Annotated in this window: 17 protein-coding genes; 3 read left to right on the forward strand and 14 right to left on the reverse strand. The window is 28.1% G+C overall.

The window, feature by feature from the left end:
* Position 1: 1 nt before the first annotated feature.
* Both rph and ACQ3F0_RS16830 read right to left on the reverse strand, forming a co-directional pair.
* A complete protein-coding gene (gene rph, locus ACQ3F0_RS16825) occupies positions 2-745 on the reverse strand; it encodes a ribonuclease PH (protein WP_428866515.1) in 744 nt (247 codons plus the stop codon).
* Positions 746-944: 199 nt separating this feature from the next.
* Positions 945-1931: an AIR synthase family protein gene (locus ACQ3F0_RS16830; protein WP_428866516.1), complete on the reverse strand. Its 987-nt coding sequence runs from the start codon at positions 1929-1931 to the stop codon at positions 945-947.
* A gap of 91 nt (positions 1932-2022) precedes the next feature.
* Here ACQ3F0_RS16830 and ACQ3F0_RS16835 point away from each other — a divergent pair, with 91 nt between their 5' ends.
* A complete protein-coding gene (locus tag ACQ3F0_RS16835) occupies positions 2023-3411 on the forward strand; it encodes a hypothetical protein (RefSeq protein WP_428866517.1) in 1389 nt (462 codons plus the stop codon).
* Positions 3412-3457: 46 nt separating this feature from the next.
* Here the strand turns inward: ACQ3F0_RS16835 and ACQ3F0_RS16840 are convergent, their stop codons facing one another.
* From ACQ3F0_RS16840 to ACQ3F0_RS16865, 6 genes are all read right to left on the reverse strand, one after another.
* Positions 3458-4996 (reverse strand): ABC transporter substrate-binding protein, encoded by a 1539-nt coding sequence (locus ACQ3F0_RS16840; protein WP_428866518.1) that lies wholly within the window; start codon positions 4994-4996, stop codon positions 3458-3460.
* Between the two features lie 205 nt (positions 4997-5201).
* A complete protein-coding gene (ligA, locus tag ACQ3F0_RS16845; protein WP_428866519.1) occupies positions 5202-7199 on the reverse strand; it encodes an NAD-dependent DNA ligase LigA in 1998 nt (665 codons plus the stop codon).
* 115 nt (positions 7200-7314) lie between these two features.
* On the reverse strand, positions 7315-9558 hold the full coding sequence (gene pcrA, locus ACQ3F0_RS16850; RefSeq protein WP_428866520.1) for a DNA helicase PcrA: 2244 nt from the start codon (positions 9556-9558) through the stop codon (positions 7315-7317).
* A gap of 129 nt (positions 9559-9687) precedes the next feature.
* Entirely contained in the window at positions 9688-9987 is a 300-nt protein-coding gene (locus ACQ3F0_RS16855; protein ID WP_428866521.1) for a YerC/YecD family TrpR-related protein, read from the reverse strand.
* Between the two features lie 348 nt (positions 9988-10335).
* Entirely contained in the window at positions 10336-11052 is a 717-nt protein-coding gene (locus ACQ3F0_RS16860; protein ID WP_428866522.1) for a pseudouridine synthase, read from the reverse strand.
* 13 nt (positions 11053-11065) lie between these two features.
* On the reverse strand, positions 11066-12901 hold the full coding sequence (locus ACQ3F0_RS16865) for a triple tyrosine motif-containing protein (RefSeq protein WP_428866523.1): 1836 nt from the start codon (positions 12899-12901) through the stop codon (positions 11066-11068).
* 144 nt (positions 12902-13045) lie between these two features.
* Here ACQ3F0_RS16865 and pulA point away from each other — a divergent pair, with 144 nt between their 5' ends.
* Complete coding sequence (pulA, locus tag ACQ3F0_RS16870; RefSeq protein WP_428866524.1) at positions 13046-15190, forward strand: type I pullulanase; 2145 nt, start codon at positions 13046-13048, stop codon at positions 15188-15190.
* A 19-nt stretch (positions 15191-15209) separates the two neighbouring features.
* Here the strand turns inward: pulA and ACQ3F0_RS16875 are convergent, their stop codons facing one another.
* From ACQ3F0_RS16875 to ACQ3F0_RS16895, 5 genes are all read right to left on the reverse strand, one after another.
* The gene (locus ACQ3F0_RS16875; protein WP_428866525.1) at positions 15210-15650 is read right to left on the reverse strand and encodes a YaiI/YqxD family protein; all 441 of its coding nucleotides are present in this window, start codon (positions 15648-15650) and stop codon (positions 15210-15212) included.
* Positions 15651-15891: 241 nt separating this feature from the next.
* The gene (locus ACQ3F0_RS16880; protein ID WP_428866526.1) at positions 15892-17235 is read right to left on the reverse strand and encodes a glucose-6-phosphate isomerase; all 1344 of its coding nucleotides are present in this window, start codon (positions 17233-17235) and stop codon (positions 15892-15894) included.
* A 160-nt stretch (positions 17236-17395) separates the two neighbouring features.
* Positions 17396-18079, reverse strand: a complete 684-nt coding sequence (locus ACQ3F0_RS16885; RefSeq protein ID WP_428866527.1) for a CPBP family intramembrane glutamic endopeptidase — start codon at positions 18077-18079, stop codon at positions 17396-17398.
* Between the two features lie 119 nt (positions 18080-18198).
* Complete coding sequence (locus ACQ3F0_RS16890) at positions 18199-19014, reverse strand: protein-ADP-ribose hydrolase (RefSeq protein WP_428866528.1); 816 nt, start codon at positions 19012-19014, stop codon at positions 18199-18201.
* A 1-nt stretch (position 19015) separates the two neighbouring features.
* Entirely contained in the window at positions 19016-19945 is a 930-nt protein-coding gene (locus tag ACQ3F0_RS16895; RefSeq protein ID WP_428866529.1) for an SIR2 family NAD-dependent protein deacylase, read from the reverse strand.
* Between the two features lie 197 nt (positions 19946-20142).
* On the opposite strand from ACQ3F0_RS16895, the gene ACQ3F0_RS16900 reads away from it, so the two are divergent.
* Positions 20143-20472 (forward strand): winged helix-turn-helix transcriptional regulator, encoded by a 330-nt coding sequence (locus ACQ3F0_RS16900; RefSeq protein ID WP_428866530.1) that lies wholly within the window; start codon positions 20143-20145, stop codon positions 20470-20472.
* 47 nt (positions 20473-20519) lie between these two features.
* On the opposite strand, the gene ACQ3F0_RS16905 is transcribed toward ACQ3F0_RS16900, so the two are convergent.
* Positions 20520-21257, reverse strand: coding sequence for a 4Fe-4S binding protein (locus ACQ3F0_RS16905; RefSeq protein WP_428866531.1), 738 nt, complete (start codon positions 21255-21257; stop codon positions 20520-20522).

Consider the following 21257-nt stretch of genomic DNA (forward strand, 5'->3'; position numbering starts at 1 on the left):
CCTATTGTTTTCCAATTACTTCTGCATCTTTTCCTAATATCTCTTTTTGAAGTCCTATTAATTCCTTATTTCCCTTTTCCGCTAAATCAATCAGTTCATTTAACTCTCTTCTGCTAAAACTGGATTTTTCTCCTGTTCCCTGTAACTCAATAAATTCACCAGTATCCGTCATAACAACATTCATATCAACTAAAGCTTTAGAATCTTCTTCGTAACACAAATCCAAAATTTTATTTCCATCGTCGATAATTCCCACACTAACAGCACTCAAAAAATTTATTATTGGGTATTCTTCAAATGGTTCATTTATATTTATAGAGTTGACAGCATCCACTAGAGCAATGAAAGCTCCTGTTATTGATGCAGTCCTTGTACCTCCATCAGCTTGCAGTACATCACAATCTATCATAATAGTTTTTTCACCTAATTTAGTTAAATCTATAACTGTTCTTAATGATCTTCCTATCAATCTCTGTATTTCCATTGTTCTTCCATCAACTTTACCTTTTGATGTACTTCTACTTTTTCTAGTTTGTGTGGATCTTGGAAGCATGTTATATTCACTTGTTACCCACCCTTCCCCTTTACCTTTTAAAAATTTTGGAACTCTATCCTCTACTGTAGCAGTACAAATCACCTTTGTATTTCCTGTTTCTATCAAAACTGAACCCTCTGCATAGGGCATAAAATTTCTAGTTATTTTTGTTTTTCTTTTTTCATTATTATTTCTACCATCTATACGCATAATATATCCTCCTACAAATTAATTTCTAAAGATATAATACTCCCAAAATATTTATTATCAAGAATACCAAATAAAAGCTCATTATAAAGCTTATTGTTGTAGGTTTTAAATTGTAAATTTAAGTTATGGACACCTTTCAATTCTTGATTTTAGATCTCTGTCAACTGTATTGGTAACCTGTTAACTAACTTAACAATAATTAGTTATTGTCAAACAATCTATATAACTCATCTTCCTCAGGCATATCAACATTTAAATATCTATTATTTTCTACAAGAACTTTACCTTCATCAGTAATATTTCCTATAATAGTTGCTTCAATACCTCTTTCTCGCAATTCACAAATAGCTTTATCACCATTTTCAGTGCATATTAACATACTACCCGAAGAAATAAATTTCAAAGGATTTATTTCTAAATAATCACAAAGTTTCTGCGTTATATCAGTAATAGGCATTTTATCTTTATATATTTTAAACCCAACATTACTAGCTTCTGCCATTTCCCAAAGTGCTCCTAATACGCCACCTTCAGTAATATCATGCATAGCATGTACTCCTATTTTCCCACATACTACACCTTCTTTAACAACACTTAGTTTTTCATCATAACTTTTTGCTTCCTCTAACTCATCTTTTGTTAAAATATCTTTTATCGATGAATAAAAGTCATTTACTATTATAGTAGTTCCTTCTAACCCTAACTTTTTTGTTACAATAATGTCATCGCCAACTTTAGCTGTAGAAGTAGCTACAGCTTTTCCAAAAGGTGCTTTTCCTATTACAGTAACTGAAACGATAGTTTTGTTTACTGCATCCGTAACTTCAGTATGACCACCTATAATTTCTATTTTTAATTTACAACACTCTTCATGCAATTCACTCATTATCTTCTGAATATCTTCAATATTACTTTTTGGAGAAGCAAGAATCGTCACTAAGATTCCTAAAGGTTCTACTCCACATGAAGCTATATCATTTGCATTTATATGTACCGCTAATTTTCCAATATTAACATCTGCCGCAGTTATAGGATCCGTCGAAAAAATTCCTTCAAATTCTCCAAAAGATACGACAGAGCAATCTTCACCGATTTTACTTCTAATTCTTACTTCTTCTCTTCTATAACCTCTGTTATTATTAATAATTTTTTTTAAATCATCTGAACTCAACTTTCCTATTCTCATAACAATTTTCTCCTTTTCTTATAAAAACTAGCACTTTTTCTATTGATGTAACATATTATTTTTATAAGGATTAATTTTTGGTGGTGTATGTATGTTAAGATATATTGGCCCATTTTTAAGAATGAATAAATTGACCATTGAACAAATAAATAGTCAATTATTTCATCTCTCAAAAGAATCTATAAATAGTATAGTTTTAAATTCAAATTTTGGTATTGTAGCCGATAATAAAAAATACGACTATAAAATACCACACACAAATGATATTAACACAACTAACAAATTTTCTCCACTCCTATGTGTTTACAAAAAAGCTTCAGGCAAATTAAAAAAAAGAAATGAAAAAACAACATGGAATGAGAATAAATTTAAAAAAGATATAAACATAAGTAGCAATGCCTTCATGACTCTTTGTTTACTAGAATTACTAGATTATTATAAAAAATTTAAGAGTATTGATAAGTCAAAATATAATTACTACAAAATTTACTCCCAATTAGCTAAAGAACAATTAGAGTTTTATGCTGCTTATTTAAGAAATGACGAAGGAGTTTTTGTTGATAAAAAAGATTGTACTGAACCTATTACTGAAAAACTTAAATTGAAAGAAAAAAATGTAGCTTTTAATTTCGCAGATCAGGCCTTGTTGATGAACGCATACTATAAATGCTCATTATATCTTACTGAAGAAGATAAAGATGAGTTTCAAAATTTTGCGTATGACATATTCAAAATGTTTAAAGATTATAAAGATGAACTTTATGAAGTACCTAAAAATGACTTAAATAAACTTTGCCTATATATAACACTATTTTATCAATATACTTTTGATGAGGAAGCTAAAGCATTAGCTTTAGACCTATTTGATTGGTTCTTAGAAAACCATGTACGTGGAAATATAAGCGAATTTACTTCTATTGAAAATTTATCAATTTTATTCTGTAATTCGCAAATACTATATAACTACACTAAGTTATTAAATTTAAAAGAAATATCAGACGAAATTTATACTATACTTAAAAAATATTATGATAAAAATACAGGTATGCTATATAAAACTGGCCAAGATAGCGAAATAAAATATCAAGCTTCAGATTTAGTTATGTATTTTTCAATAATGTTCTATATGAACAACAAAAATGAATTTGAAGATGATGACTTGATAGAATTATATAATAACCATATAATTAATTCAGGAATTATATCTAAATGGCCCGATGCACCTTCCCTTGGAAGTGTTGAGAGATATAGAAACTATGAAGAAAAATCCGAAAATTTACTTCATGAACAATTTTTCAAACTACCATCTGGCTTAGAAGATGATTCTAATTTTGCCCCTGGTTTTTTGAAAACAGTTTATTACAATAGGTCAAAATCTACATTCAAACAAAAAAAATACATTTTTGATAGTAGAAAAAATTTCAATCTATTTTTTACAATTTTGTATTGCTACAATAGAAATTTATTCATCTCTAAATAAAGCAAACAATATAAAAGAGGAAAAACACTTCCTCTTTTATATTGCTTTATTTCAATTTTTCATTATCAATATAAGCATACTTCAATAATAAATTACCACGACTATTTACTTCTAAGTTTTTTATATATTCTTTTTTACCCATTATCAAATTTTCATTTTCTAGTTTTAAGTACATATTATCTTCTGTAAGCATCTTAGCTGCTTTTTTAATGTTTATAAATTTTTCATTATAGTTACTTGTAGTAATATATTTTAATACCGCTTCATCATAATCACAATTATTATATCCAAATATATTATAAATTGAGCCATGCATCCATTTTACATAGAATGTTTTTATATCATCATTTATACTCTCTTTTGTAACATATATATCAAAATCGCCTTTAACCAATTCTTCTTTCAATTCTTCTTTAGTATATACAGTTTTTAAAATAGTATTAATATTTGCATCTTTAAGATTTTCTAATAAATCATTAGAAATATTCAGCAAATTATAAGCTCCTTCTACATTACTATTTCCTAAATCACCAATATAACATAGCAAAGTTAATCCTTCTTTACAAATATCATTATCATCTATAAGCGAAAACTCTACATTATTTTCTTCTTTACTATCTCCACTTATAAAATAAGTTAATTTTTTTCTATTTTGATAGTTTCTTAAGATTTTACCTTCATTTGCATTGTAAATATATAAAACACTATTTTTAGTTTCTGCTTCGAAAAGCTCATTTTTTTCTGAAAGTAAACTTCTCTCACTTTCAGGCGTATTCCTCATAATATCAATTAACTCTACTTTGTACTTTCCACTAGCTACTTCAATACTATCATCATTTTTAAATCGTAACTCTTTCAATTTTATATTTTCACTGTCCCAATAGCACTTATTTTTATTAATAGTCATTTGATCATTTTCTGAATAACTTTTGATTTCAAAAGCACCTGAGTATAAAATATCATTATGATTTTTTTTCCATTCACCAAGTTTGTTAAAATCTTTCCTAAGAAGAAAACATGGTTCACTTAATATATTCAAGAAATTTTCATCTGGAAAATATAATTGAAATACTAATGTTTTTTTATCCTTAACCGTAATCCCAACAGAATTTGATTGTATCTTTCCTTTTGAATAATCTCTTGCTCCTTTCACATTAAATAACAAATCCTTATATTCCAATGAATTTTCTTTTAAAAAATTAAATAAAAAAACTCTATAATCATCTGCTGTTATTTTATCTCCATTACTCCAATAAGCATCATCCCTAATATGGAATGAATAAGAAAGTCCATCTTCAGAAATATCCCAACTATCACTAATTTGAGGTATAATTTTTCCATCCTTATTTTCAATAACCAATCCGTCAAATAGTAAATATAAAATATCCTCCTGAACCAAATCTCCTTTAGGTATGTTATTTAAAGTTTGAGGGATTTCTTCTATATTGTAAACAATATATTCTTTCGTATTATTTGCACTAACCTTTTTCTCAATAAATCCTAAGTATAAAATTGCAAAAACAAATCCTATTATTAATAAATTAAATGTAATTCTAACAATTGATTTTTTTAATTTTTTTTTCATATTTACCCCTTAATTAGCTTTTCTAAAAGAAAAGCATTCTAATTATCATTGATTGTTTAAATTATTGACAATTAATGATAATTTTAAACTTTAATGAAATGAATATATAGTAAAAAAATTTCTATTTTCCCAAAATTTAATTTATTATCTTAAAAATAAAAAGTCACACTTTTTAAGTGTGACTCATAATTTTTAATTATTACCGCTAAATATTTTTTATTTTTTCTATAAATTCATCTTCCGTAATTATCTCCACGCCCAGTTCAATAGCTTTATCATATTTAGACCCCGGTTCTTTCCCTACAATTACATAATTTGTTTTTTTGCTTACACTTCCAGAAACCTTAGCCCCTAAAGCTTGAAGTTTTTCTTTTATTTCACTTCTTTTAAAAGACTGAAGAGAGCCTGTAACTACTACTGTTTTTTCAATGAATGGATTTTCAATAATTTCATTTTCTTCGAAATATGGCGTTACTCCAAGTGCAAATAATTCCTCTACAGTTTCATTAATTTTTTCTTCAGAAAAAAATTCAACAATATTTTCAGCTACAATATTTCCAATATCAGCTATTTGAATCAACTTTTCTAATGATGCCTCTTTCAACTTGTGGATATTTTTAAATTCTTTAGCTAAGTCAGTGGCAGTTTTTTTACCTACATTAGGAATGCCTAATGCATAAATAAAAGATGCTAAATCACAATTTTTACTTCTTTCAATTGCATCTATTAGGTTTTGTGCTTTTTTATCACCGAATCTCTCTACTTCTAATAACTGATCTTTATTAATTCTATATAAATCAGATAAAGATTTTATATCTAATGATTCAAATAATTGCTCAGCTGTTTTTTCACTAAATCCCGCAATATTCATAGCTTCTCTACTACCATAATGTACTATAGATTTCACAAGTTGTGGCTTGCACGATAAAGTGTTTTCACAAAAATAATGTACCCCGTCCTGATGTATTTCACTTTCACAATATGGACAAACTTCTGGTGCAATAATTTCTTGTACTTCATTATCAGATTCAATTGTACCCATTATCTCAGGAATAACATCATTAGATCTTCTTATTAAAACTTTACTTCCAATCTTTACTGCTTTTCTTTTAATATCATCCATATTATTTAATGTTGCTCTTTTAACAGTAACACCACCAATGTCTACAGGTTCTAATATAGCCGTAGGCGTAACTCTGCCGCTTCTCCCTACATTCCACTCAACATCTAGTAGTCTTGTTGTTACTTCCCTAGCTTCAAATTTATACGCATGAGCCCATTTAGGAAATTTAACAGTATATCCAATTAATTCTCTAGTTCTAATATCATCAATAGCTATAACTATTCCATCAATTTCATAATTCAAATCTTCTCTTACTTTATTAATATATTCTATTTCATTTTGTATGTCTTCTATACTAGCACAAACTTTTATGTAATCATCCATTGGAAATCCTTTTGTTTTTATAAAATCTAACATCTCTAAATAAGATTTAAAAGGTTCTCCTTCATTGTAAACTACATTATAGAAAAAAGCTGACAGATTTCTTTTTGCAGTTTCTTTTACATTTAAATTTCTTAAAGCTCCTGCTGCACCATTTCTTAAATTCTTTAACGGAACTACTGCTGTTTCGTTATATTTTTGAAAAGCTTCCTTTGTCATTATTGCTTCACCATGTACTTCAACAGTATAGCCATAATCAATTTTCAATGGGATACTTTTTATTGTTTTTGCTTGAGCTGTTATATCTTCACCTACAACTCCCGTTCCTCTTGAAGCAGCTTTTTCCATAATTCCTTCTTCATCATAGGTACAATTTATTGTAAGTCCATCAAATTTTTTAGTAACTATGTATTTTAAATCTGGCAGTTTATCTTCATTATTTATATTATATTCATTTACAAATTTGACATTCCTATTGTGCCACTCTATTAATTCTTCAATGGATTGTGCTTTCCCTAAGCTCCATAAACGTCCTTTATGTGTATATTTATTAAACTGAGATAAAACAACATCACCTACTCTTTGCGTAGGTGAATAAGGCAACATATAACCTGTTTCAGTCTCAAGTTTTACTAACTCATCATATTTAACATCATATTCTTTATCTGAAATAGTTGGTGAGTCTAAAGTATAGTATTCATATGCATATTGATTAAGTTGCTCTACCAACTGTTTGATTTGTTTTTTTATTTCTTCCATGTTTTCCTCCATCATATACCTATTAAATTAAGAATTATGGAAACCTTTTGCAAGCGAAAGCTAGTAAATTCAAAGATTTTCTGAAAGAAAATCAACCATAATTGTGAATTGTGCATTAAATTAATTCTATAGGTGCTTTACTCAAAACAAACTGTTTAATTCCCATATTATCGAAAGCAATTGTGACTTTCTTATCTTTCTCAACTTTACTCACTGAGATTATTGTGCCGATTCCAAAATTACTATGTTTTACTTTCCGTCCTACACTAGCTTCTTTTGAATTTACATTTTTATTTGACTCTACTTTACTTTTTAAACTTGATTCTAAAACAGAAGGTCTTTTCTTATTAACCTGTAATTTATGCGCAGTATTGTAACTATTCTTAAATTGAGATTTCTTATTAGCAGAAGCATTAGTTTCCTTACTTCCAAAAGTTATTCTTTCTTTTAGTCCTTCTGAAATTTCATTTATGAAATCTGATTCTGGATAAAATGATGTTCTTCCAAAAACCATTCTTCTTTCTGCTGATGTCATATATAGCTTTTCTTTTGCTCTAGTAATACCAACATAGCATAATCTTCTTGCCTCTTCCATTTCGTCTTCACTATTAAAAGATCTGCTTCCTGGGAAAATACCATTCTCCATACCCACCATAAATACTATCGGGAATTCCAAGCCCTTAGCACTATGAACTGTCATCATTACTATAGAATCCGCATCTTCATCATAATTATCAACATCTGCAACTAAAGTAGTTTTCTCCAAAAATGCTGCTAATGACTTGTCCTCAGAATTATTTTCGAATTCAACCGCTGCTGAAACAAGTTCCTTAATATTTTCAACTCTACTTCTATCTTCTATGTTTTTTGAATTTTTATACATCTTTAGATATCCTGTTGTTTCAAGAATTTCTTCAATTAACTTAGATACAGTAATTTGATCTTTTCTTCTCATAAAACTATTCATTAAACTTGTATACTTGTTTATAGCTGTAGCTGCTCTTTTTGTTATTCCAGGAATATTTTCTATATCTAAAACAACACTATACATGCACTCTTCCATATAGTTAGCAAATTCTTGAATTTTTTCTATGGTAGCATTACCTATTCCTCTTTTGGGAACATTGATTGTTCTATTAAAACTTACATTATCAAGAGGATTATTGATTAATTTCAAGTAAGACATAATATCTTTTATTTCTTTTCTATCATAGAATTTCAATCCGCCAATAATTCTGTATGGTACAGAATTTTTTATAAGAACATCCTCAAATATCCTTGATTGAGCATTAGTTCTATATAATATAGCAAAATCTTTATATCGTCTAGCACCACTTTCTGCTAGCTTTTTTATATTATTTGCAACAAATGTAGCTTCATCTATATCAGATGTTGCTCTATAAATTTTCACTTTTTCTCCTGCTTCATTTTCTGTTCTTAAAACTTTGTTCTTTCTATTCATATTATTTTTTATTACAATATTGGCAGCATTCAAAATTGTTTCTTTTGACCTATAATTTTGTTCTAATTTAACAACTTTAGCATTAGGATAGTCTTTTTCAAAGTCTAAAATATTTCTAATATCCGCGCCTCTCCATTGATAAATACATTGGTCATCGTCTCCAACTACAACAATATTTTTATGACCTGCTGCTAATAATCTCACTAGTTCATATTGAGCTTTATTTGTATCTTGATATTCATCAACCATAACATACTTGAATTTTCTTTGATAAAATTCCAAAACATCCGGATATTTTTTAAACAAATCCACTGTTTTAAATATTATATCATCAAAATCCAATGCATTATTATTTTTCAACTTTTTCTGATAAAGGCCATATGCTTCAGATATTTTGCTCCATCTATAATTTGATTCAGCTTCTTTTTCATACATTTTGGGAGTAATTAAATTATCCTTTAGCTCTCCTATTTTAGATAAAATTTCTTTTTCATTCATATCTTTTTCATTTATATTTAATTCTTTCATACAATCTTTCATCAGAATTCTAGAATCAGAAGTATCATAAATTCCAAAATTCTTATTGTACCCAATTTTATCAATTTCTCTTCTTAATATTCTTATACAACTTGAGTGAAAAGTAGATACCCACATGTTATCCGCATCATCACCAATTAAGTTTTTAATTCTTTCTTTCATTTCACCTGCTGCTTTATTTGTGAAAGTTATAGCTAAAATACTATAAAATGGAATATTAAGATCTTGAATCATATGCGCTATCCTATATGTAAGTACTCTTGTCTTTCCGCTTCCTGCACCAGCTAAAACCAACACTGGTCCTTCTATTGCTGTTGCTGCCTCATATTGTTCTTTATTCAGTAAGTTCTTTAAGTCCATTCAACCACTCCTCAAATATTAACACATTAGTATCTTCAATGTATCAAATTAGTTAAACACCATTTTTTTATATCTACAAAATTCTTTATTTAAATTAAGAATTTTTAATTTTATTGTTCTGTTTATCTATTATTCCCAATTTATTCTTTCTAATACAAGGTTGTACCCGTCACTTCCATAATTTAGACATTTATTAACTCTACTAATAGTAGCTGTACTAGCTCCTGTCTTATCAGCAATTTCAGTATAAGTCTTCTTCTGTTTTAACATTTTAGCAACTTGAAGCCTTTGCTCTACTGATTTTATTTCATTAATAGTAAAAATATCTTCTATAAACTTATAGCATTCCTCAATGCTTTCTAAAGATAACATAGCTTCACACAAAAAATCCATTCCAGAACTTTTTAATTTTGACATATAATCTGCCATAAAATCACCTCTCGTATATTGCATAATTATATTTTATCACATAGTAAGGTTATCCCACAAAAGTATTTCACTATAGATTCACTTTAGTTTAAAACAGAGCAAAAAAAAAATGCTACCTCTAGGTAGCAAAATTGTTTTATGCAATAGGGCGAAGGTCACCCTGGGGCTGGGTACCTTCCGAAATAAAAAGGGGACTATTAATTTTTTATTTTCCCTTGCAGAAAATATTATATTAGAATTAGTATTAAAAAGCAAGTCATTTACAAAAAATATTGCATTTTTTTATATTTATTAATATTTTTCTTTCATTTTTATGTAATCGTTAAATTATTATACTTTTATATACAATTATATCATCTTAAGTTGTGCAACTTCTTCTTCAGTAAGTTCTCTAAATAGGCCTTTAGCCAAGTTTTTATCTAATTCCAAAGGTCCCATCTTTACTCTTTTAAGAAAAACAACATTCTTACCTCTAGCTATAAACATCCTCTTTACTTGGTGGAATTTACCTTCACGGATTGTAAGTAATATTTCAGAACCATGCTCATTTGCAGTAATTATTTCTAATTTTGCAGGAAGACATTCATAATCATCCTCTAACACAATCCCTTTTTTGAATTCTGCAATATCTCTTTCATCAACTTTTTGATCTATCTCTGCATAATATACTTTATCTACATGATGTTTTGGGGATGTCAATCTATGATTTAGTTCACCATCATTAGTTAATAAAAGTAATCCAACTGTATCTTTATCTAACCTACCAACAGGGGCTGGTTTAAATACTTGATACTCATATGGTAGTAAATCTACTACTGTTTCATCATAATTATCGTGAGTTGCAGATACCACTCCATTAGGTTTATTTAGCATTATGTACACATATTCTCTATATAAAATCTCTTCTCCAAAGACTTTTATAATCATTGTATTAGGATCAACTTTTGCACTTACATCTTTTATAGTCTTTCCTTCAACTTCAATGTCTCCATTTTTAGCTAATTTCTTAATTTCTTTTCTAGAACCATATCCTAGATTCGCAAGTATTTTGTCTATTCTCTCCATCTTTAGCTCCTTTTTATAATATATCCATTTCAATATTTAAATCAATTTTTTTATAATCATCATATTTTGATAATGAATCTCTGCTTTTTGCAATAATAAAGACTGAATATTTCCCTAACTTTCTAGGTAAAAATGTATAATAATTTTTTTTACTAAGATTTTGAACTAGCTTCCAGTTTTTATCTTCGTTTATATAGAATTCGTACATAACATCTTCTCCATACATTGATTCTACTCGTATAGTAATCGGATAATCAATTATATATTCATCTTTATCAATATGTACATCTGTAATTTTAACAGTTTTAAATTCTTTAATACAAATCATTGTATTATTTAAATATTCTTTTTCAATTCCTGTATCAATATTCTTTTTAACTATATCAATAGAATAGCCACCTTCCACTCTAGGCTGGAATATTAACTTACCATTTTTTGAAAAATCGATTTCCTCAATTATCGTATTTTCTAATCGTATTATATATTTATACATTAAATTTTCAATATTATTTTTATGAAAATCAATAACGATTTTATCCCCAACTAAATATTCGTTTTTTGCTCCCATTATTGAATAATCAATTTTGTTCTCTCCAATATAAACAAATGTAATAGCCTTCTCATAGCATTTGTTATCTGCATCTATATTTTTTACAGTAGTCTCTATTTCATACTCACCAAATTTTTCTGTTGAAAAATTCAGTGTATTGTTCGTAGAATATTCAATGATATCTTCATTTCCTGATTTATTAATCTTATAATTATATAATATCTCACTTCCGCCTTCTGCAAAAACTTCTAAGTCAATAAAACCTTCTTCACCATTATTAATAAGTTTATTTATTGTGATATATTTGATTTTCACTTCTTCATCTTTATATGAATCCATATCCACAGCTACAGCTTTTTGAACTAAAACAGTTTCTTCTTCGCACGCTTGTCTATCTTCAGTTAATATTTCAATTTCTTTGAATTTTTCTTCTTCTTTAGCATTTAATTTTACTGAATACATTAAAGTAGTTTTATCATCAAAAGGTTCTTCGGAATCTTTTGATTTAACATAACATACCAAAGTATATGATCCCGGATTCTTTTCATTGTATTTTAGGATATTACTTTCTGAAAAATCACTTAAGATAATGTTTTTATTTTCATTATCTATCTTTTCAAACTTATAAAGTGCTTTACTTTTTAAACACTTTTGAACATCAACTTTAAATTTTAACTCATTCTCTGTATACAATAAAGTTTCACATGGGATTAGTGACTTAATCTCGTACTTTTCCTGTGGTATTACTTTTATCCTTGTTTTTTTCAAGTCTTCAAATGCTACTTCAGAATCTTCATCTTTACTCTGTATTGTAATAATATGCTCCCCAATATATTCAGTAACATATTCTATAGAGTTTTCTTTTGAATATTCTTTATAATGGATTTGATTTTCACCTTGATTTATTATATATTTGTACATTAATCCTTTATCCTTAGGAGATACATTTATTAAAACTTTTTCGCCAACAATTACCTCTTTTTTGTTTACATTGATTTTTTCAATGATATTAGTTTTAATATTACCAATTGAGTATTGACACTTATATATATAATCAAAAGGTTTTTTACTATGAGACATTTTAGCTTGTATCATAATTATATAATTCCCATCTTCTCTAGGTATCCATATAGCTTTTGTTGACATGCTATAGTTTTTCAAAGTCCTCCATCTGCCATTATACCCAATCATATACTTATATAACAATTTTTCATCTGAATGTTTATTAACGTTAATAATTATTTCTTTAAATTTCTTTTGTGGAGAATTCAAATTAAATCTAACATTTAATTCATTCATAAGCTTCACCTCTGACTCATAATATATCAATATACTAATTATATTACATTTCATTACTTTACACTAACATTTTTTGACTTGTTTAGTAAATGAGTTTATAATTAAGTTAATTCTTTAGAGTTTTAACCTTTTAGGAGGAATGGAATGCGTATAATAGACGCTTTTTTAGTGAATTTTAATAATATTAATATAAAATTTGATAATGCCGAAGATATTCTTAAAGATGAAATTATTCTTATAAATGGAACCTTACATATAAAAATTTCCAAAATTTCTGTTATAAAAGATGGTTATTACAACCTTTCTCTTTCTAATAAAATAAATATAAAATTTGAAAGCACATTGATATTTAAAAATATTACATTAAAATTGTCGTATTCTTCTCTGTTTAAGTCTGAAGAATTTAATAAAATTTATTCTACAGATAAAAAGTTAGGATATTCTTACACTTCCTCATGCACAGAATTTAGACTTTGGTCACCTGCGGCCACTTCAGTATCTCTTTTGCTATATAAAACAGGAGATTCAGATATTAAAGAAACACCAGAAAAATATGATATGTATGAAGAAAATGGAGTATGGACAATAAAACTTTATAGAAATTTAAAAAATTATTTTTTCAATTATAAAGTTAAAGTTTATGATTCTCAACGAGAAGTTGTTGATCCATATACACCTGCAGTAGGAATAAATGGTATGAGAGGATCTATTTTAGACTTAAAAGATACAAATCCTGTGAACTGGGAAAAAGATTTGTATATTCAAAATAACCAAATCACAGATACCGTAATATATGAAATAAATATTAAGGATATAACTTCAAATAAAAATAGTTCTATTTTAAATAGAGGCAAGTATTTAGGGTTAACAGAAAATAATACTATGTCTATTTATAATCAAAAAACTGGGTTTTCACATATAAAAGAATTAAGCATTACCCATGTACAAATTATGCCTTTCTATGATTTTAGTCAGAGTAGCATAGATGAAAAGAACCCAATTCAATATAATTGGGGATATGACCCTGTTAATTTAAATGCTCCTGAAGGGGTATATTCAACGGACCCTTTTGATCCTAAAACACGTATATTAGAATTAAAAAGTATGATTCAACACTTTCACAATAATAACATAGGAGTTATTATGGATGTTGTATACAACCATTTATTCAAACTAGAAGAAAGTAACTTTTATAACATTTTTCCTAAATATTATTTTAGGTATTATAATAGTAATGAACCTTCAAATGGTACTGGTTGTGGCAATGATACTGCATCAGAAAATGTTATGATGAGAAGATTTATAATTGATTCCGTTTGTTATTGGGCAAAAGAATACCATATTGATGGTTTTAGATTTGATTTAATGGGTATTCATGATATAGAAACTATGAAAGAAGTTTATTCTGCTTTAAAGAAAATTAATCCTAATATCATAATTTACGGCGAAGGGTGGGATTTAAATACTAATCTTCCCACAAACAAAAGAGCAACTATAAATAATAGTAAAAAACTCCCTGAAATCGGATTTTTTAATGATTATTTTAGAGATATACTCAAAGGTAATATTTTTGCACCTTATGATAAAGGCTATGTTAATGGAAAACCACATTTAGAATATGTAGTTAAAAATTGTATATTAGGTTCTATTGGTTATAATTGCAACCATCAGAAGTTTCTTAACCCAACTCAATCAATTAATTTTATATCTTGTCATGATAACCATACGTTATGGGATAAGTTCCAATTAAATTCTCAGGAATTTAATATCGACGAGAAAAAACAACTGGTTAAACTAGCCAATGTAGTTTTGCTCACAAGTCAAGGAGTTCCTTTTTTACATTCGGGAATGGAATTCTGTAGGACAAAAAAAGGTGTAGAAAATAGTTATAAATCACCAGATGAAATAAATTCAATTGATTGGAAAAGAAAAGCAGATTTTAAAGATGTATATGAGTATACTAAAGGTCTTATAAAACTTCGTCTAGCTCACCCTGCCTTTAGAATAGCTTCTAGCCATTTAGTAAAACAGTCAATAGAATTCATAGACAATGTACCAGAGAATGTTGTGGCGTTTTTTATAAAGAACTATGCTAATAATGACGAATGGAAAAATATTTTAATTATATATAATCCAAATAAGCACAGTGTAAATATTAACCTTCCATACAAATCTATTTTTCATCAAGTAGTAAACAAATACTATGTTGGTGAGAAGCCAATTAAAGTTCAAGAATCTAATATGTTACATGTTGAGTGTTTAAGCGCAAATATATATTATGAAAAATAGGCCCTGAAATAGGGTCTATTTATTTTTTATTCTTTTTAATCAAAAAAACTAAGTTCTTATAAAGTCGTTTGTTATCATCCTCAGTTCTTTTCTTAATTGAACCTGTCCTGCCTCCACCTCTCCTGATTTTTGCATATATATGTCTTTGTTCTAATAAAGTATCTATATTTTTTTCATCATAAATATAGCCCTTGGGACTTATAGCATAACATCCTCTTGGCAGCACCATAGCCGCTACCCCGTAATCTTGAGTAATTATTATATCACTTTTTTTTGCTTCATTAACAATTTTCATATCCACACTTTGAAATCCACTATCCACAATTCTTATTATGCTATAATCACTTTGCAAATAATGATTATAATCACAATACATTATTACCTCTATATCATGTTCTTTAGCAGCTTTTTCAATATAAGTTTTTCCTGGACATGCATCTGCATCTACTATTATTCTCATATTCACCAACTTTTCCAGTTGACAGTATACAATTGACAGTATAGGAGGATTTTCTTTCAGAAAATCTTTAAATAAAAGCTTTCGACTAAGGGTCAGCTTAAGAATTAATTCCACTTTTCATTAAAAAATATGCAATTACAAACATTTTTTTAATGAAATATAGTGGGAATTATTCTTAAACGATCCCTAAGCGAAAGCTTTCTTTAACTGTGAACTGTGCATTGTGAACTGTGCACTGTTTTTATAGTCTTTCTTCTAATTTTGCTTTTAAATCTTCAAATCCTGGTTTACCTAATAAAGCAAACATATTTTTCTTGTATGCTTCAACACCTGGTTGATTAAATGGATTAACACCTAATAAATATCCACCTAATCCACAAGCCTTTTCAAAGAAATATACTAAAGAACCAAAATAGTATGGAGTCAATTCAGGAATGTTAATAATAATATTAGGCACTCCACCGTCTACATGGGCAAGAACTGTCCCACTAAAGGCTTGATTATTGACAAAGTCCATATCTTTTCCTGCTAAAAAGTTTAGTCCATCTAGATTTTCTTCATTAGCTTCAACTATTATAGATTTTCTAGGCTTTTCAACATTCAATTGCGTTTCAAACAAAGTTCTCATACCATCTTGAATATATTGTCCCATTGAATGCAAATCAGTTGAGAAATCTGCTGCTGCTGGAAAAATACCCTTTTGATCTTTTCCGTCACTCTCACCGTATAATTGTTTCCACCATTCTCCCATGTAATGAAGACAAGGCTCAAAATTAACCATCATTTCAGTTGTCTTTCCTTTTGAATATAAAGCATTTCTTGCAGCTGCATATTGATATGCTATATTTTTCTCTAATTCAGGAACACTATATTCTTCTCTTGCATCTTGTGCACCTTTCATCATTTCATCAACATTTACACCTGCTGCTGCTATAGGCAAAAGACCAACTGGAGTTAATACCGAAAATCTTCCTCCAACATCATCTGGAATAATAAATGTTTCATATCCTTCTGAATCAGATAATTGTCTAAGTGCACCTCTTACTTTATCAGTTGTAGCGTATATTCTCTCTTTTGCTCCATCTTTTCCGTATTTTTTTTCTAACATATCTTTAAATATTCTAAAAGCTATTGCTGGTTCAGTTGTAGTTCCTGATTTAGAAATAACATTAACTGAGAAATCTTTATCTTTAACAAGCTCTAATAAATCTGCCATATATGTAGAACTAATATTGTTTCCAGCATATAAAACAGTAACTCCGTCTTTACTTCCACTTTGTAAATAATTATGGAATGTATTTGTTAACATTTCAATTGCAGCTCTAGCACCTAAATATGAACCACCAATTCCAATAACAACTAAAACCTCAGAATTAGCTTTAATTTTTTCAGCAGCCGCTTTTATTCTTGAGAATTCTTCTTTATCATAGTTCAATGGTAAATCTATCCACCCCAAAAATTCATTACCTGCTCCTGTCATATTATGTAACATACTATGCGCAGCACTTACCATTGGTTGTAATTGCTCAACTTCATGGTCATTTAAATATGGTTTTGTTTTCGATAAATCTAATGTGATTCCCATAATGTTTTAATACCTCCTTAAAAATTCATACAAAAAAATTTTAATTCAATAAAAAAAATAAATCAAGAAAAATAAATCACTACACTACCATTCATATATTCTCACAAAATATGTTACCATAAATTGTTATAAGTAACAACATGAGTAATCCTTTTCACCCCTAAATTATTTCAAACATTTTCATTCCTATGATAATAATTGCACTATCAGCTAATATATGAAGAATCCAAGAATTTATAAAGTTCTTTGATTTTGTGTCCAACCAGTTAAAGATAACTCCAACTGAAATTAATCCAAATAAAGCGAGAACCATTATAGGAAAATCAAACCACGTTCTAAAAATAGCTAAATGATATAAAGCAAAAGCTATTGAAGAAAAAACATATGCTATTTTAGTGTATCCCAATTCGTAAAGATTTAAAAATACAAAACCTCTAAAAAAGAATTCTTCTAAAAATGAATTTCCAAAAGTCACGTATAATCCTACTAAAATAAAATTAGATGGAGTAATTTTAGATTTTGTTTGCATTTCATTAGAAATAGCTGCAATATCAATATAACTTCTAAAAATAAAGTATGCCAATAATACTATTCCAAATGATATAGCACCAAAAATTATACCTAACTTAAAATGTTTCTTTGTTGTACTCGATAAGTTCAAAGCATTCTTTATTGATTGTTTTTTATAAAACCTAAAATATACATAAGGAACTAAAGTAAAAGCTATTATTTTTATTATAGTTTTTACAATATAACTAACTCCTATGCTTTGTTCTATAAAAAATAACAAAGAACAACATAGAATTGTAGAAAAAATTATAAAATATTTTTTAATCTTAGTCACATCCTTTCTTGAAAGACTAACAAAATGATTTTCTTTTATATTACCATATTTTAAACTTTTATTGCATAGAAAAAGCACCGAATAAATCGATACTTAAAATTTTTTCAAACCATTTATAATTATAATAATCTTACATATATCGCATAATCAACATCTTTAAAAACATTAAATATAAAACGATCAAAGCTATCCCTATTCTGTTTCATAAATTCATTAACAGTTTCAACAGCTATTTTTGCAGCTTCATCATTAGGGAATCTAAATTCTCCTGTAGAGATACAACAAAAGGCTAGTGTTCTAATCCCATTTTCTAAAGCTAGTGTTAAACATGATTTATAGCAATTTTTCAAATCTTGTTTTAGTGAATCATTTAATTTATTACTTACAATAGGACCTACTGTATGCAATACATATTGACTCGGAAGATTAAAAGCTCCTGTTAACATAGCAGTTCCAGTTGGCTCCTCATAATTCGCATTAAATTTTCTATTTTGTTGCATATAATCATTACAAGCTTCTCTCAACTGAATCCCTGCAACTGAGTGAATTGCATTGTCTATACATTTATGCTGGGGGATAAAGCAGCCTAACATTTGGGCATTTGCTGCATTTACAATTGCGCCTACCTCTAACCTTGTAATATCGCCCTGCCATATTGAAATTTTACTGCCAAATTCATTCTTAGAGTTAAATTCTTCCTCTATTGTTGGTATTTCATTTAACTTAACTATCCCTTTATCAATAATCTCTTGTTTCAGAAAATCATTTTGTACATCTAAAAATTCTTTTGAAATCTGTTTTGGTAATCTAACATTCATTAGAGAACGTAATAAACCTCTTTTGTCTTCTACTTTACTTAAGTTGATTTTTTGATACTGTTTAGATTCAGAAATTAATGTACTTATTAAATAATCTAATCTTTCTTTTTGTTGCATTCTACTCCTCACCCTTCTTAACTTCAGACATTTCTTCCATAACTACTTTAATATCCTCATCTATACAAATTGATTTATCTTTAATTTCATTTGGAACATATGCAGCGCCTTTATTTATACAAATATAAGTGGCATTTGGCCATGAATTAGTCATTCTCCAAAATGGATATTTTATTATTACAGGGGTATTCATTCCTACACCTAATTCAATAAATAGAACCTTATCTTCTTTATGTTTTGATAAGAAATTTTCATAGTTTTTATATTCAATATCCCAATTTTCATCCTGAATAAAATAATTATCTTTACGAAGATTTACTTCCATATCTCCACCACAAACAGGACATTTAGGAATTAACTCTGAAGGTATTTTTAAATCCTTTTGCTTTTCAATCATTTCATAAACAATATGTTCATTATCATATAATTTATCATGACAAGCCTTAGCGCATTGTAATAACCCATAATCACCTTGAGTGGCAAAAATTCTATTAGAATCAAAACCCGCCTTATAAAATAGATGGTCACCATTAGTTGTTAAAACAAAATAATCTTTATCTTTTATTAAATCTTTTAAATTCTTGTATGTACCATTTTCTTTAAACTCATATCTATTCATTAAAATATGATTACTCCAATAGCTCCATTTTTCTTCCTGAGTTTTAAAAGGATAAAAAGCTGCTGAATACATATCTGTCATTCCATATTTATTAATAAACTCTTTAAAATTACTCTCAAATCTTTCGCCACCATATTCGAGCCCAGCAGCTGTTGAAAGACCTGCTCCTGCACCAACTATTATAGCATCAGCATCTTTTATTAAGTTTTTAATTCTTTCATATCTGTATTCACTGTTACTAAGTGTATTCTGAACTTTTGCACCATTTTCAATTTTTCTATTTCTATTCTTAAATATATTTTTTATTTCCAAATTATTAACCTCCTATCATTTATAGATAAACTTATTCGAATATTTATCTATGCAATTCACAATTAACAATCTCATTCATTAACTTAAAACTTATACCTTATAACTTATTAATTCTTGAACTTTTATTCCTAATAATATACAATAGTATTGTAGTATCTTTCCGAAGGTACAGATATAAATATACTGGAGGTTTCTCTATGTCTACAAATAAAAAAATGCCGGATTGTCCTGTAGAAACAACACTATCATTAATAGGAAACAAATGGAAAGTATTGATTCTAAGAGATTTAATGGAGAAAACTATGCGTTTCAATGAATTAATGCGCTCAGTTTCAGGTATAACACAAAAGGTTCTTACAAGTCACCTTAGAGATATGGAGAGTGATGGTCTACTAACAAGAAAAATATATCCTGTCATTCCACCAAAAGTAGAATACTCTTTAACTGATACAGGCCGTAGCTTAAAACCCATTTTAGATACAATGGCAGTTTGGGGTAAAGAATTCAAACAAAATAGCACAGTATAGTTAGAAAGCTCAAAAACCATTTTAAATAAAGGTGTTGAGCTTTAATTTTACTTACTCTTCATATAACTAAGTACTTTCTTTCCACATTCTTTTCTATAGTCTTCTTCCATAGGCATCTTAGCTACTACAGCATTCACTGGACATACACTGTAACAAGACCCACATTCATCGCATCTATTACTATTTATTGAATACTTTTCTCCAGGTACAATTGCACTAAAAGTACATACTTTAAAGCAATTATCACAAGCTATACATTTATCCTTTTCTATTACAAAACCTGGCTTTATTTGCTCCATGCCTCCAAATGAGAATCTCTCACGCTCTAATTTATAATCACGCTTAGTTTTTGCAAAATCATAATTATATACTTCACCTTTATATCGGTACAATACAAAAGTTGTCATAGTTGGATATTTTTCAATATCTTTAACTAATGGTAAGAACCTTGAATCTTTCTCCTCTTTTTTTGTTAATTCTTCAAAGGATAGCTCTCTAACATCTCCACTTATTTTAATGAAAAAGCCTGCTGGGAAGTTTGGTAACCCATCCTTGTCATGCGTTGCTGGCACAGCATCTGCCACCATTGAGCATGCAGCAACTTTATTAGTTTTCTTTAATTGACGGTAAAAAGGCTTAACTTTCATAGTTTGAAAGTAAATTCCCTCATCATCATAAGTTAAAAAGTGAGCTATCCTAGTTTCAGGATATTCTCCATCAATTGTTGAAAATGCATATGCATTAAGCTTTTCAAATTTCTCAAATATTTCCTTACTATTTAACAT

The organism is Clostridium sediminicola (assembly GCF_050402865.1).
GTDB classification, from domain to species: domain Bacteria; phylum Bacillota; class Clostridia; order Clostridiales; family Clostridiaceae; genus Clostridium_AF; species Clostridium_AF sediminicola.

Bases quoted from the DNA above. Each gene is read 5' to 3' on its own strand.
- rph (WP_428866515.1), bottom strand. From the start codon at position 745: ATGCGTATAGATGGTAGAAATAATAATGAAAAAAGAAAAACAAAAATA.
- ACQ3F0_RS16830 (WP_428866516.1), bottom strand. From the start codon at position 1,931: ATGAGAATAGGAAAGTTGAGTTCAGATGATTTAAAAAAAATTATTAAT.
- ACQ3F0_RS16835 (WP_428866517.1), top strand. From the start codon at position 2,023: ATGTTAAGATATATTGGCCCATTTTTAAGAATGAATAAATTGACCATT.
- ACQ3F0_RS16840 (WP_428866518.1), bottom strand. From the start codon at position 4,996: ATGAAAAAAAAATTAAAAAAATCAATTGTTAGAATTACATTTAATTTA.
- ligA (WP_428866519.1), bottom strand. From the start codon at position 7,199: ATGGAAGAAATAAAAAAACAAATCAAACAGTTGGTAGAGCAACTTAAT.
- pcrA (WP_428866520.1), bottom strand. From the start codon at position 9,558: ATGGACTTAAAGAACTTACTGAATAAAGAACAATATGAGGCAGCAACA.
- ACQ3F0_RS16855 (WP_428866521.1), bottom strand. From the start codon at position 9,987: ATGGCAGATTATATGTCAAAATTAAAAAGTTCTGGAATGGATTTTTTG.
- ACQ3F0_RS16860 (WP_428866522.1), bottom strand. From the start codon at position 11,052: ATGGAGAGAATAGACAAAATACTTGCGAATCTAGGATATGGTTCTAGA.
- ACQ3F0_RS16865 (WP_428866523.1), bottom strand. From the start codon at position 12,901: ATGAATGAATTAAATGTTAGATTTAATTTGAATTCTCCACAAAAGAAA.
- pulA (WP_428866524.1), top strand. From the start codon at position 13,046: ATGCGTATAATAGACGCTTTTTTAGTGAATTTTAATAATATTAATATA.
- ACQ3F0_RS16875 (WP_428866525.1), bottom strand. From the start codon at position 15,650: ATGAGAATAATAGTAGATGCAGATGCATGTCCAGGAAAAACTTATATT.
- ACQ3F0_RS16880 (WP_428866526.1), bottom strand. From the start codon at position 17,235: ATGGGAATCACATTAGATTTATCGAAAACAAAACCATATTTAAATGAC.
- ACQ3F0_RS16890 (WP_428866528.1), bottom strand. From the start codon at position 19,014: ATGCAACAAAAAGAAAGATTAGATTATTTAATAAGTACATTAATTTCT.
- ACQ3F0_RS16900 (WP_428866530.1), top strand. From the start codon at position 20,143: ATGTCTACAAATAAAAAAATGCCGGATTGTCCTGTAGAAACAACACTA.
- ACQ3F0_RS16905 (WP_428866531.1), bottom strand. From the start codon at position 21,257: ATGTTAAATAGTAAGGAAATATTTGAGAAATTTGAAAAGCTTAATGCA.